We start from the raw sequence: 14,010 nt of genomic DNA, 5'->3' as shown, positions 1-14,010 counted from the left end.
GAATTCTGACAAGGGAGTACGATGGAAAATTGATGAGACAACAATATCAACGGCGCCAGCGACCACACCACTGGGTGTTACTCAGTGTCTTAGTCGTGATCCTGGCGCTGTTGCTGGGGGCGGGCTACGTGATTAACAAGGCCACCAAGCCACTCAGCCAAGACCAAACGCGGGCCGAATCGGTCGCCAAAAAGTCTGGCCATCTGACCAGTACCAGTGGATTTTACTGGACCAATTTAGATACGACCTACTATACGGTTGCGGGTAAAAACAAGGCCAAACAGGCCGTTTATGCCATCGTGCCCAAGACTGGCAATAACGTCACGGTTTTGAAGCAAAGCGACGGGTTATCCCGCAATGCGGCGCTCCAGAAGGTGTGGCAGCACAACCCTAAGAAGGTGCTCTCCGCGGCCCTTAGTCTATTTAACGGTAAACCAGCTTGGCAGATTAGCTACCTCAACAAGAGTGGCAAGCTGTGTTACCTCACGTACCAATACAGCAACGGAAAAGTCTTGCAACAAATCGCTAACATTTAGTAGAGGAGGCAGGTCACATGCAGTTGTCACAACGGGCCTTGGCGGTCAGTCCATCGGCGACTTTAGCCACTGGTCAGCGCGCACAGGTACTTCAAGCACAGGGGGTCGACGTGATTAATCTCAGCGTTGGTCAACCCGACTACGCCACGCCGCAGTCGATTAAGGATGCGGCGGTGACGGCGATTCAAGCCGATCAGGTGAATGGCTATACGGCAACCGAGGGGGTCTTGCCCCTCCGCCGGGCCATTGCCGCAAATTTGGCGGCCCTGCACGGCGTGACCGTCGATCCGCAGCACGTGGTCGTGACGACCGGGGCCAAGATGGCCCTCTATGCGCTGTTTCAGGTACTCTTGAATCCTGGGGATGACGTGTTATTACCGGCGCCATACTGGGTGAGTTATAGCGAACAGGTCAAATTAGCGGGCGGGCGACCGATCGACGTTGCGCCCACGGCTTCTCTCAAGGTGACCCCCGAACAGCTTGCTGGTGCACTGACGTCGGCGACGAAGGCCATTGTGCTGAATTCGCCACAGAACCCCAGTGGGACGACGTACACCCGGGCCGAACTTCGCGCGATCGGCGAGTTTGCGGTTGCCCACGATTTGGTGATTGTCGCGGATGAGATCTACGGTGAACTCCTGTACGATGACGACCAGCCGGCACCGTCAATGCTAGGTATTTCGGCCGAAATTGATGCGCACACCGTGTTAATTAACGGGGTGTCCAAGACGTATGCCATGACGGGCTGGCGGATTGGTTATGCCGTGGCCAATGCCGAAATTACGGCGGCCCTGAAGACGGTACTGTCGCATATGACTGGGAATCCGGCGGCAGTGAGTCAGGCCGCTGCTACGGCCGCATTGACCGGTAGTCAGGCCTCCGTTGCTAAGATGAAGGCCGGATTCAAGGCGCGGCGGGATGTCATTTATCCCCAGTTGGCGGCCTTACCAGGGTTTGACCTCGTGAGACCGGCCGGGGCCTTTTACTTCTTTCCCGACGTGACGGCTGCGATGGCCCTGAAGCACGTGACGAGTACGGCGGCCTTTGTTGATTTGATCCTCAACGAAGCCCACGTGGCTACGGTCACGGGTGAGGCCTTTGGGTTACCGCAGCACATTCGGTTGAGTTATGCGACCGATTTAGACACGCTACAGACAGCGGTTGATCGGCTACGAGCCTTCATGACGGCTTAACTGGTGATTTTTAAATTGAAATGCAACATGAACAATTGAGACGATCGAGCTGCATTCTGCGGGTTCGGTCGTTTCTTGCCACTGGCCCAGTTTTACAGGCCGGTGGCGAACGAGAGACAGGGGGATTTTGAGATGGAAGAGTTTACCCAACGCTATATTCAGGCTGGTCAAACCAGTATTGCCAACTATTTGTTGGATCATTTCCGTGAGGTGGGGATGACGACCGACCAACTGTTGGTCTTCTTGCAGTTGCGCCGCTATATGGACCGTGGTCAGCAGATGCCCGAAGCGGATGTTTTGGCCGTGCATCTGGGCTGGGACAAACAGCAGGTCTATCAGGTGCTCCACGAATTGATCGCCAATAAGTTGATGACGATCACCAGTGTGCCAGATGGTCACGGGCAGAAACAAGACGCCTACGACTTTCGGTTGCTACTGGAAAAGCTGAGCCAACTAGCGGTACAGACGACTCAAAAAGAAGTGAAACAGGCCGCGACAAACGACCGGGCGACCGTTTTTAACCAGATTGAAACGGAATTCGGGCGGCCCCTTTCACCCCTGGAGATGGAGAGTATCAATCAGTGGTTGGACGATGATCACTACCGCCCCGAACTCATTCAGCTGGCGCTAAAAGAAGCGGTGCTCAGTCAGGCCTACAGTCTGAAGTACATGGACCGCATCCTGTTAAGCTGGGAAAAGAAGAACTTGAAGACCGCTGCTCAGGTGCAACGTGAAAAAGAGCGGCAGAATCCGCGTTCTAGCTCGAAACCAACGTCGACACCGGGCAACGATATCCCCGACGTTCCGATTTTTAAATTGACGGATAATTAGGACCTGTTGCGAAGCGCATGGTTTACTTTACGTAATGGCGTCTAGGCATTTTAAAAGCACTTAAGCAGATAAAAGATCCAGTGGCGCAATTTTTAGTGGCCACTGGATCTTTTGATTGGAACTATTTGACTAATTTAACGGCATGCTTCGTATAAACGACGTGCCAGCCCTTTGAAAGACCCGTCACGTGGGCAAATTTACCCTTATGACTGCGGAAGGTCATAATCGTAGCCCCATTTTTCAAACGACCAGCCGTTAACTTCAACGTACCGGCTAGCTGGGCATTCTTCTTAACGGCCAAACGGGCAGTCTTCGCTAGGGACAATTGACCGTTCTTGGCTTGTTGGTAGCGTCCCTTGATTGTGACCTTTTGAGCGCTCAGTTGAAGGGCACCGCGCTTGACTTGTACGTTACCCTTACCAGCAGCCGTGGCGGAGGCCAATCGTAACGTGCCACCCTTTACGCTCACGCCACCGGCATAAGTGTTGTCGCCACTCAATTGGAGTGAGCCACTACCAGCCTTGATTAATGATCCCTTACCGGAGATGTCGTTACGCCAATTATCTTGGGCATTGAAGCCGCCCTTAGCAGCGTTCATCTTCACCGTAACGGCGTCGTTGAACTTGCCATAACCACTGGCAGCAGAGAAGAGGTCTAAGCGGCCCCAGCCTTCGGCATCATCCATTAAAGGATAACCGGAAGGCATACCAGTCGTGAACAGAACATCGCGACGTTGCGTGTCCGTTAGATAAGGGAGACGAGTTGCAAGCAAAGCTTCGGCCCCCTTGGGAACGTGCATGTCAACATTGGGGTTCCCAATTTGCTTGAAGCCGTAAGTCATTCGGTAACGGTAGTCTTCACGGTTCTTTTGGTAGTCAGCGAAATCATCCTGGGCCGAGGCATCCTTGCTTCCTAGTAAATCAGCGGAATGTGCAGCGTCATAGGCCTTTTTCATCATGTCCTGGTTACTGAAATTATTCAAAGCTGAAGCGACAACGGCACTCCCCGCCATCCGGCCACCCATAACGGCAAGTGGCGAGTGACGTCCGGCGATGACACGGTCAAGTCCAATCTCGGAGGAACGCGTGAGGAGTTCTTGGAATCTTTCTGGGAACGCGTAAGCTAGTGACAGACCATCTTCAAAGCCTGTAGTGGTGTGGCCGCTAGCAAAGTCAAAATCAGTTGCGGGAGCCGCAGCCATAATTTTTGAAAGCGCGGGTAAGGGTTTAACGTCGGTACTCCAACGGTAGGGGCGTTTGTAGCGAACAACGCTTTTTACAATGCCGGTGTTGGAGTAGGCGGTGTAAGAATTGTGATTCATGAAGGCCACGATCGGTCCTAATTTGGCATTTTCATCGGCCCAATCAACGTGAGCGTGTTTTTGGTTGACCGGATCGGGTGTGTTTGGCATTTTGTGGAAAGGCGTTTGTGCGTTTGCGTTTTTGATAAATGCGGGTGCGTAAGGGCCAAGCGCGTTGATGACGCTATAGCGGAGATCTCGCCGGTCGGTTAAGTAGGAACGTTCTTCTTCTGCGGGTGTCCGGTTCTGGGTAATCTGTGCGGACTTGTCAATGTTTTCCTGCATTAACGCTTTATTCAGATTCTTGCCATCCGCGTAGTAGTTGGAAAATTCGGCAAGCATCCCAATCATTGGATTGTTGGCTGCCGTCTTATAGGTCGACACGTTTTGCTTGTATGTATCCATAAAGTAGCCATACACGGCCCGTTGCGGCGCTAATTGCGCGGTTGTGCTGGCTTGCGCCACGTTGGTTGCCATGGGAAGCGTTACGGCGACCAATGAGAGAATCGCGGCGGCTCGTTTAGTCCAGGTACGTTGTCTGATTTTCATAGAAATTCCTGCCTTTCACGTTGAAAGATATATTTTCATTCTGTGTTTCAATTTTCATCATACCCGACTTGAACCGTGATGTGGGCGGCTTCATCAAACCTATACGTGAACCATACCAAACCGATACACAACGATAAGCACGCTAATATTTAAGTATTGCAAGACTAATAATGACCTGTTTTCATTAATTTTTCAGTAAAAAAGGCCACATCGTTTTGAGGTAGTCCAATGCCGCTGACAGTCAACGTATGGCCGTCAAACTGGCAATTAGCTGTGCAGGCATAAACCCAATACATCAACCACTCCTGCCTGAAGTCAGCGATTTACCGGTTGGCTACCTTATGTTGTAAGGACATGGTAACTGGACCATCATTTTACGCAAGTCAATTCCACCTTTGTCCATGGAACTATGGTATCATATAAGACAATCAACACGTGCTTAAAATGCTTATAAATAATATTATAGGAGGATGTAGATGAGTAAAGAAGTTAGCCGGATACCGGATGCGATTTATGAACGAGGTTATGTCTATAATTTTCATTTTCACTTAATTTGGGTCACAAAGTATCGAAAGCCTATTTTTACGACGCCAAGTCTCGTTTCTGACATGAAGACAATTCTAACGCGAATTGCCCAACTGAATGAGGTCACCGTGGAAACGATGGCAGTCATGCCGGATCATGTTCATCTGTTAATCAGCTTCAAGCCCAAATACGCACCCACAAATATTGTCAAGGCCTTTAAGGGGGCCTCTGCACGACTATTTTTTGAGAAGCATCCCGCCACCAAGCAACAACTCTGGGGTGGGCATCTCTGGTCGAACAGTTATTACATGAGTACACTGGGTAATATGAGTCAGGCGGTTGTCGAAAAATACGTCGAGGACCAACTCACCAAGACGCCTCAGGAGAAGTAGTGACTGGCATTCCTTTCCGGATTGGAATCAAAATATTTCAGCCTTAGCTATCAGTGAGACTGTGACGGTAATTGGGCGATAAAAAGACAGTAAAAACCAGCGGTACATGACCTGTTGAGGGGCCATGCACCGCTGGTTTTGGGGTTTAGCTAACTAATTATTATCCTTATCCTGCGTGGTTGTCGCAGAGGAGGTGTTCGTGGAGCTGGAATTTGTGGTGTTATTATCGTCATTACCGTTGTTACCACCGCCAGTGGTTTGTTCCGTGCTGGAAGATTCCTTGCTGGAGCTGGATTGACTGGTTGACGAGGAGTTCGTCCGGTAACTACTGCTAGAGTTGGTCGTCACCTGACCGTTGCTACTGTAAGCCGAAGAACTCGTGGTATTGGTCGACCCGTACTGACTGGTTGACGTGGTATCGGAGACCGTTCCCGGATGACCGGTGACGTAGTACTCGGTCTTACCATTTTGAGTCGTCTCCGTGACCGTACTTGGCTTGGTCCAGTTGACGTTGGTACTCTTAGAAGCCAGATAACTCATCGTGTATTTATAGATCTCCTGAGCGATAGTCGTCTGAGTTTCACTGACGTAGTGGCCCGTCTGGAATTGCTTGTCGTAACCGGTCCACACGGAAACCGAATAGTTCTTGGTATATCCCGTGAACCAGGAGTCCATGGTGGCGCCGTCTGGGACCTTATCCGCATAATCATCAGGGTAGGAGTCTGTCCCGGTCTTTCCGGCTTGATACAGGCCAGAAATGGCGGCGGAGCGACCAGACCCGTTCTCGTTGGTCATGACATCTTTCATCATGTCGGTCAACATGAAGGCGGTCGCGGCGCTCATGGCTTTCTTCCCAGTAGAGACGTAGTTGTGGGCCTTGCCATCCTGCGTCACCACCTTGGATACCAGGTAAGGCTTGTAGTAGGTCCCACCATTAGCAAAGGCGGCATAAGCGGCGGCTTCCTGCTCGGTCGAGATGTACAGGCCAATCCCGTTTTGCAGGGTCAAGGTCTTGTCAAAGGACAGTCCCAAGCCATCGAGGAACGTTGTTGCCTTTTTGATCCCGACATTTTGGAGCGTTCGAATCGCTGGAATGTTCCGTGATTCGTAAAGTGCCTTACGCATGGTGATGGTGCCTTGATATTTTCTATCCCAGTCATACAGATTCTTGGTGGTTCCCGGATACGTAAACGCCGTATCCTTAACGGGTTCGTAGGTCGGATAGTTCAGATACTCAATGGCGGGTCCGTAGTCCATCAAGGGCTTAGCCGTCGAGGCACTGGACCGGTCGGTTTGCACGGCTCGGTTCAGACCAAACGTGACGTTCCCCGTCTTCCGGCCACCAATCATGGCGACAACTTTCCCGTTGTTGGGATCAACAATGGTTGAGCCGACCTGGAATTTGTTTGAAGGGAAGTTCACGTAGCTACTGCCGTTGACGATGTTATACAGCGTCTTTTGGGCGCCCATGTCGAGGTTCGTATAAACCTTGAGGCCACCGGTTGTGGTGTTATAGCCCTTGGCCTTCAGCTCGGCGTAGACTTGCTTTAAGTAAGCGTCAATCACCTTGGTGGTCTTGTGACTGGCAGTCGCCGTGGATTTGTGGGAAGAGGCCAGTCCAGTTTTAACACTGGTTGCCTTAGCCTGATCCGCTTGTGCCGTGGTAATGACGTTGTTTTTTGCCATGGCATCTAGGACGAGGTCCCGCCGCTTCTTGGCCAGATCCGGATAAGCAATGGGATCATAGTTCGTGGGGGACTGGGGCATGCCGGCCAACATCGCCAGCTGCGCCAGGTCGAGATTCTTCAGGTTCTTACCATAATAATACTGTGCGGCCGTCTGCATACCGTAGACGCCGTTCCCCATGTAGACCTTGTTGATGTAGTACTCAAGAATCTGGTCCTTGGAGAAATTGTGGTCGACCTTGAGCGCCAACCAGGCCTCCTGGGCCTTACGCTTGAGCGTTCGATCGGATGCCGCGGTGGAGAAGACGGAGAGCTTCACCAACTGCTGGGTCAGGGTACTGCCCCCTTGCATCCCTAGGGAAGAGCCGGTGACGTTTGCCAAAGCGGCCCCCACAATTCGGATGGGATCAACCCCGTTGTTCTTGTAGAAACGGCGGTCTTCGGTTGAGACCACCGCCTTTTTCAGGGCATCCGGGATGTTCTTAGATTTGACGTAGCTTCGGTTCTGCGCGCCCAACCGTGAGATGACGGTCCCGTTGGCATCGTAGACCCGCGTCGAGGCGTCACTGGAAAGGGCGGCCTGAGAAATCTTAGGGGCACTCTGCGCGTAGAAAAAGAACAGACCGGCACCAAAGAGAATCCCCAGGATCCCAATCGCGACGATGACGAAGAGTACCCGGCGAAAGGTTCGCCAGCCACTATGCGGCCGTTTAGGCCCACCGGATTTTCCGGTGGGTCTGACATTGCGTTCGGCATTGCGACTCATCCGGGTCTCTCTGCTTGAATTGTTACTAGACATGGTAATCTCCTTTGCGTTTAAACGTGTCAGCTACCGCTTCAGTAGTTGGTCCACGGCGTTAAGATAGGGCACCGGTAGTTGTAGCTGTGCGGTAATCTTGATACCACTAGCGGCAATTTCCGTGTAAGGAATGGATTTGCGTCCGCCGGTGGCTTGATCATCCCAAAAAGCAAATAGATCGGTGGCGGGGTACAGGTAGGTTTCTTGGCGATTGACGAATTTGATAATAGCAAAACAGATACCGCCTTGAACGATGCAGGCCCGCATGTGATCAATCTGATGTTGATGGAAGTTCTTGAGTGGAAACGACGCCTGATTCTTGGTCTCCTTGGCGTCAAAATCTAGGTAGTGTCCTTGGTAGACACCGTTGTAATCGGTCGTTGACGCGGTACTGAAGTAAGCTTCCTTGATGACCGCAGCACTCCGTTTAGGATAGTCGACCTTGACGATCTGGATGGGCGTCGGTTTCTTGTGGACGACGGCCAGACCGTGTGCTTGATAATAGGTATTACTTTGGTTCAGTTCCTCTTCCAGCGTCATACCCCGCTTACCGTAATTGGTGTAGTGGCTGGTAAATTTGGGCCCCGTAGAGGTTGCTGGCGCTTGGTAGGCATGCCCATTAGGATACCGAATAGTCATTGACTCCTCACTCCTTGCTGAAAGCTGGCTTTCATTTGTGGCCCAGTTATTGACATTATACCAAGCTGACCCGGAAATAAAAACTCCCAAACAAATTCTAAAGAAATGTTTTCTTTTTAAAATCACTTTTCCGGTAACGCCTAACCCCTTGATCGTACCCGGAAAACGGAACGGTGGGCCGCGGCAACTTTCGGAAATTGCCAGTCGTTTCACCGGTTGCTAGGGCGCTGGCGGGAGGGAGATGATGAGGAAAGTCGTTGTGGCCGCCCACGGTTAAGTGCGTTGCGGTTTGTAAGGTGGTCTACGCATCTTGCGCAACGAGGCCCACGATGGATCGAATCCGCCGGCTGGCGTTGACTAGCCGTAAGGAAGCTTTTTAAAAGTTATCACCGGCCTAGCTGTCAGCGCTTACAAAATGTGCTACGATAACTTTAAGTGTTTGCAATCATGAAGGGAGAATCGCTATGTCAATCTTAGTCAAGGATCGCCAGTTTCACCTGCAAACGGATCACACCAGCTACATTTTTCACGTGATGGCGAATGGGGAGTTGGGTCAACTGTATTACGGCCAGCGACTTCACGATCAACCGGCCTTTCCCGAGCTGGCGGTGCGGGAAGAGCACGGGGCCATTCCGGCGTGGCGGCTGGATCATCCCGACTTTCAGCCCGAAACGTTGAAACAGGAGTTTGCCAGTCTAGGCAAGGGGGACTACCGGGACCCGGCCTTTCAACTGACCGGTGCGGATGGTAGTCGGATCAGCGAGTTTCGCTATCGGGATTATCGCCTCCTGTCTGGAAAACAACGGCTACAAGACTTACCGTCTACGTTTGACGATTGCGATGACGATGCCCAGACCCTGATGATCACGTTGGGGGATGCCGTCACCGGGTTGACCATGACCTTGAGTTATGCGGTCTTTCCCCATCAAGACGTCATCGTTCGTAGTGCTAAATTTACCAATCAGGGACAGACGACGGTCATGGTGAACCGCGCCCTGAGCCTACAGCTGGACCTCCCGGATGCCAACTACGACCTCCTGCAGTTCTCCGGGAGTTGGGCGCGTGAACGCCACTTGATTCGTCAACGACTTCGTAGTGGGATTCAGAGCGTCGGTAGTCTGCGCGGGGCTTCCAGTCATCAACAGAATCCCGCGATCATTCTAGCACGGCCGGAGACAACCGAAGACCAGGGCGCGGCGTTGGGCGTCAACCTGGTGTACTCCGGTAATTTTCTGGATCAGGTGGAAGTTGACGCCTTTGGCACGGCCCGGGTCTTAAGCGGGATTAATCCGACTGAATTCGGCTGGCAGCTGGCGGTCGGTCAGAGTTTTCAAACGCCGGAAGCCGTCCTGAGTTACACCAGCGAGGGGTTGAACCAACTGAGCCAGCAGATGGGGACGTTCTATCAGCACCATTTGGTCAATCCCCGCTTCGCGCAGCAGCCACGGCCCGTGCTGATCAACAACTGGGAGGGCACGTACTTTGACTTTGATGAAGATAAATTACTGGCGATCGCCCGGGAATCCAAGCAGCTGGGGATTGAAATGTTTGTCTTGGACGATGGCTGGTTCGGTCACCGAGACGACGATACCACGTCGCTTGGGGACTGGGACGTCTACGCGGCCAAATTACCGAACGGCATCGCCCACTTAGCCGACCAAATTCACGCCATGGACCTCCAATTTGGTCTGTGGTTCGAGCCGGAAATGATCTCCATTGACAGCGACTTGTATCGCGCCCATCCCGACTGGACGGTCGGTGCACCCCACCGGGAAATGACCCCCGGACGGAATCAATTCGTTCTCGATATGGCTAATCCGGCAGTGGTGGATTACTTATATGATAAAATTAGTCACCTGATTCGTGCGGCGCATCTGGACTACATCAAGTGGGATATGAATCGCAATATCACGGAGGCGTTTAGCCCGACATTGCCGGCCGATCGGCAGGTGGAGTTTGCCCATCGTTATATGTTGGGCGTTTATCACCTCTACGCGCGGTTGACGACGACCTATCCTCAGGTGTTGTTTGAATCTTGTGCATCCGGTGGTGGTCGATTTGATCTGGGGATGATGGCCTATGCCCCGCAAGCGTGGGCCAGTGACGATACCGATGCCGTGGAGCGGCTCCGTATCCAATTTGGGACGTCCTATGGGTATCCCCTGGCGATGATGGGCGCGCACGTGTCCGCCGTACCAAACGATCAAACCGGTCGCGTCACGCCATTAGCGACGCGCGCGGCGGTGGCCTATTTCGGCGATCTGGGCTACGAACTTGACGTGACCAAGTGCTCGGCCGCCGAGAAGGCCGCCATCAAGGTCCAAGTGGCCTTCTACCAAGCCCACCGGGAACTGTTCCAGCAGGGGACGTTTTACCGGTTGGATAATCCCTTTAGGGGCTCCCGAAACGTTGGGAGTTGGCAAGTCGTCAGCGGTGATGGCCGCCACGCGATTGCGGCCCGTTATCAAATCCTGAATCAGCCCAATCCCGCCTATAACCGGCTCTATCTACGCGGGTTACAGGCGAGTCAGCGGTATCGCGTGGCCGGGGACACACACGTCTATTTCGGCGATGAGTTGATGCACGCGGGGCTCTTCATTCCCCATTTGTTGACGACCACGCAGGGCGTCGACGCCTCCGCCGACTTCAGTGCGCGGGTCTTTGTGATTGATGCGGTCGATTAGCAGTACGGTTCGGTTGCCGTCGTTAGAAATTTTCGCTACACTAGATAGATAGAGCCGTTAAAACGGTGGGTGGAACCAGCTTACTCGGGTCCCATCTCGGAAATCTAATCGCGGAGAACACCCGAAGTCAAGGCGTGTTGTCTCGGAAACGTAAAGAGGGGGTCATGCGGTGAGTCGACTGTGGTTAACGGGTTATCGGAGCTATGAATTAGGTGTGTTTGGCAATCAAGATCCCAAACTACTGGTCATTAAGGATACGCTGCGTAAATTATTGATCAATAAGGTAGAGTCTGGAACGGATTGGCTCATCACCGGTGGTCAACTGGGTGTTGAGCAGTGGGCCGCCGAGGTGGGGTTAACGCTCAAAAAGACGTATCCGGAGTTGAAAATTGCCATGATGACGCCGTTCGCGGAGTTCGGTGGTAACTGGAATGAGGGCAACCAGGCGCAATATGCCACCTTAGCCAGTCAAGTGGATTTTCACCAGTCGGTTAGTGAGCAACCCTATCATGGCCCCCAACAGTTAAGAAACTATCAAGAATTTATGCTGACCCATACGGATGAGGCAGTCATGGTATATGATTTAGAGGTCGAAGGAAAACCGAAGTATGATTATCGCGCCGTAACGCAGTTTCAGGAGCAGCATACTTATCCCTTAACACTCATCGATATGGATTGGCTACAAGAAAGTGCTAACGAATATCAAGAAAATTTAAATAATGGTTCCCAAATCGAATGAAAACTGGTATTATATTAATTGCCGGTTTGATAAGACAACGAGGTGTAAAGATCAATGGAAAACGTTAATTTCACTCCCAAGGAAATTTTGCAAAAGCAATTTCGACAAAAGATGCGTGGTTACGATCCAGATGACGTCGATAGTTTCTTAGACAACGTGATCAAGGACTACGACACCTTTGTTAAGGAAAATCAACGGCTTCAAGATGAAAATGAACGGTTATTGGCTAAGGTTGATGAACTCACGAAGCAAGTCCAAGTGGGTGGTAGTCAACGCCAAACGTCGACGACGAGCCAACCGGTTTCAAGTGCCACCAATATGGATATCTTGAAACGGTTGTCTAATCTGGAACGCCACGTTTTCGGCTCACAATTAGATAATGATCCAAACGAGTCACATCGTTTGTAGAATTATAAAGACTGGTGTAAATCCTGAGTAATCGCGGTCGGCTTTTGTCGGCTGAGGAAAGTCCATGCTCGCACAGACTGCGATGTCTGTAGTGTTCGTGCTCGGTGAAAAAATAAGCCGGGGGACGTTAGCAATAACGTTACGGCGGGAAAACACGGCTACGGCTTCGGCTATGCCCTAGTATCCCTGAAAAGTGCCACAGTGACGATACGTCTAGGGAAACCTAGACGGTGGAACGCGGTAAACCCCTCGAGCGGGCAACCCAAACTTTTGGTAGGGGCGCTTCACATATGGAAATGAACGAAATGTGGGGGGAGAGGAAACTCTCGAGATAGATGATTACTGCCAGTCAGCCGTTTGCCTGAAACGGTTGGGTGGTACAAAACATGGCTTACAGGGATTTACACCATGTCAGGTGGGTGGGAGCTTGCTCCCACCCTTTTTTTAGACAATTTTAACGGGTTAATCCCAAGGCCGCCGCGTTTGGTGGTAAACTGGTCGCAGATAGGTGGCCGGGAACGCGACGGCCATTCCTAAGAGACGATCGCAACGGTTGACGTAACCGTGATATGAGGAGGATGTTATGAAGAAATTTCATTTATACGCCGCAACGGCTAGTGGTATTGAGGCCCTAGCTGGTCGGGAATTACGAGACTTGGGCTACGATACGCAGGTGGAAAACGGGCGGGTCCGGTTTGACGGGACGGTCGAGGATATCTTGCGGGCCAACCTGTGGCTACGGACGGCCGACCGGGTGCGGATCATCGTGGCCGAATTTGACGCGGTGACCTTCGATGAACTGTTTGAAGCCACCAAGGCGGTTGCATGGGACGAGTTATTGCCGATGGATGCGGCCTTCCCGGTCGAAGGACGGTCCAAAAAATCACAGCTACATAGTGTACCGGATGCCCAGGCAATCGTGAAGAAGGCCGTGGCTACCAAATTGGCGGCCGTCTATCATCGGCGGACGCGGATGCCGGAAACAGGCGCCACGTATCCGTTGGAAGTCATGATAGACAAGGACCACGTGATGTTGACGCTGGATACCACCGGCCCAAGCCTCTTTAAGCGCGGCTACCGGGTCGGTAAGGGGGGCGCGCCCATCAAAGAAAATATGGCGGCGGCCCTGATTGCCCTGACCAGTTGGCACAAGGACATGCCTTTCTGGGATCCCGTCTGTGGGTCCGGAACGATTCCAATCGAGGCCGCTTTGATTGGCCGCAACCTCGCGCCGGGATTCAACCGAGACTTCACCTGTGAGAGCTGGGAGTGGGTGCCACAAGAATTGAGCGATAAGGTTCGTGACGAGGCCGATGCCAAAGCGGACTACGATACGCCGCTTCAGATTTTTGGAACCGATATTGACGAAAACATGGTTGCCATTGCCAAGAAGAACGCCGAAGAGGCCGGCCTGTCGCAGGATATTACGTTCCGGCAGCTCGCCGTGCAGGACTTCCAAACGGATCTGAAGCACGGGGTGATCGTTGCCAACCCACCTTATGGGGAACGGTTAAGCGATCAGGCCAGCGTGCGGGAGCTCTACAAGCAAATGGGACAGGTCTTTAAGCCGTATACCGACTGGTCCAAGTATATTCTGACGGCCGACCTGGAGTTCGAACACTTCTACGGTCAAAAGGCCACCAAAACGCGGAAACTCTACAACGGGGCGCTACGGACGGATTACTTCCAGTTCTGGGCGCAACGGCGACCACGACAACATAAGGGGTAAT

11 protein-coding genes and 1 other RNA gene are annotated in these 14,010 nt (G+C 52.3%); 9 read left to right on the top strand and 3 right to left on the bottom strand.

The features are described from left to right. Positions 1-32 precede the first annotated feature (32 nt). From HEQ50_RS04080 to HEQ50_RS04070, 3 genes are all read left to right on the top strand, one after another. Entirely contained in the window at positions 33-536 is a 504-nt protein-coding gene (locus HEQ50_RS04080) for a DUF5590 domain-containing protein (RefSeq protein WP_168899274.1), read from the top strand. Between the two features lie 17 nt (positions 537-553). Continuing rightward, a complete protein-coding gene (locus tag HEQ50_RS04075) occupies positions 554-1,729 on the top strand; it encodes a pyridoxal phosphate-dependent aminotransferase (protein WP_168899247.1) in 1,176 nt (391 codons plus the stop codon). 132 nt (positions 1,730-1,861) lie between these two features. Further along, a complete protein-coding gene (locus HEQ50_RS04070) occupies positions 1,862-2,560 on the top strand; it encodes a DnaD domain-containing protein (RefSeq protein ID WP_168899246.1) in 699 nt (232 codons plus the stop codon). Between the two features lie 121 nt (positions 2,561-2,681). Here HEQ50_RS04070 and HEQ50_RS04065 read toward each other — a convergent pair whose 3' ends face one another. Next, positions 2,682-4,409 (bottom strand): autotransporter-associated beta strand repeat-containing protein, encoded by a 1,728-nt coding sequence (locus HEQ50_RS04065; RefSeq protein WP_168899245.1) that lies wholly within the window; start codon positions 4,407-4,409, stop codon positions 2,682-2,684. Between the two features lie 476 nt (positions 4,410-4,885). Here HEQ50_RS04065 and tnpA point away from each other — a divergent pair, with 476 nt between their 5' ends. Continuing rightward, positions 4,886-5,326 carry an IS200/IS605 family transposase gene (gene tnpA, locus HEQ50_RS04060; protein WP_168899244.1) on the top strand — a complete coding sequence of 147 codons (441 nt, stop codon included), beginning with the start codon at positions 4,886-4,888 and terminating at the stop codon, positions 5,324-5,326. Between the two features lie 153 nt (positions 5,327-5,479). Here the strand turns inward: tnpA and HEQ50_RS04055 are convergent, their stop codons facing one another. Together HEQ50_RS04055 and recU are read right to left on the bottom strand one after the other, a co-directional pair. Further along, the gene (locus tag HEQ50_RS04055; protein ID WP_168899243.1) at positions 5,480-7,810 is read right to left on the bottom strand and encodes a PBP1A family penicillin-binding protein; all 2,331 of its coding nucleotides are present in this window, start codon (positions 7,808-7,810) and stop codon (positions 5,480-5,482) included. Positions 7,811-7,840: 30 nt separating this feature from the next. Then, positions 7,841-8,449: a Holliday junction resolvase RecU gene (gene recU, locus HEQ50_RS04050; protein WP_168899242.1), complete on the bottom strand. Its 609-nt coding sequence runs from the start codon at positions 8,447-8,449 to the stop codon at positions 7,841-7,843. A 464-nt stretch (positions 8,450-8,913) separates the two neighbouring features. On the opposite strand from recU, the gene HEQ50_RS04045 reads away from it, so the two are divergent. The 5 genes from HEQ50_RS04045 to HEQ50_RS04025 all read left to right on the top strand — a co-directional run bounded on the left by HEQ50_RS04045 (position 8,914) and on the right by HEQ50_RS04025 (position 14,009). Then, on the top strand, positions 8,914-11,133 hold the full coding sequence (locus HEQ50_RS04045; protein ID WP_168899241.1) for an alpha-galactosidase: 2,220 nt from the start codon (positions 8,914-8,916) through the stop codon (positions 11,131-11,133). A gap of 169 nt (positions 11,134-11,302) precedes the next feature. Beyond that, positions 11,303-11,872 carry a DUF1273 domain-containing protein gene (locus HEQ50_RS04040; RefSeq protein ID WP_168899240.1) on the top strand — a complete coding sequence of 190 codons (570 nt, stop codon included), beginning with the start codon at positions 11,303-11,305 and terminating at the stop codon, positions 11,870-11,872. 54 nt (positions 11,873-11,926) lie between these two features. Next, the gene (gene gpsB, locus HEQ50_RS04035) at positions 11,927-12,280 is read left to right on the top strand and encodes a cell division regulator GpsB (protein WP_168899239.1); all 354 of its coding nucleotides are present in this window, start codon (positions 11,927-11,929) and stop codon (positions 12,278-12,280) included. A 19-nt stretch (positions 12,281-12,299) separates the two neighbouring features. Then, an RNA gene (gene rnpB, locus HEQ50_RS04030) (RNase P RNA component class B) lies at positions 12,300-12,679 on the top strand. A 184-nt stretch (positions 12,680-12,863) separates the two neighbouring features. Next, positions 12,864-14,009, top strand: a complete 1,146-nt coding sequence (locus HEQ50_RS04025; RefSeq protein ID WP_168899238.1) for a class I SAM-dependent RNA methyltransferase — start codon at positions 12,864-12,866, stop codon at positions 14,007-14,009. The last annotated feature ends 1 nt before the right edge of the window (position 14,010 follow it).

Origin of the sequence: Lactobacillus sp. HBUAS51381, from assembly GCF_012641095.1 — a bacterium.
Taxonomy (GTDB): domain Bacteria; phylum Bacillota; class Bacilli; order Lactobacillales; family Lactobacillaceae; genus Levilactobacillus.
The sequence above is the reverse complement of the archived record's forward strand: the minus strand, read 5'-3'. Positions and strand labels throughout refer to the sequence as shown.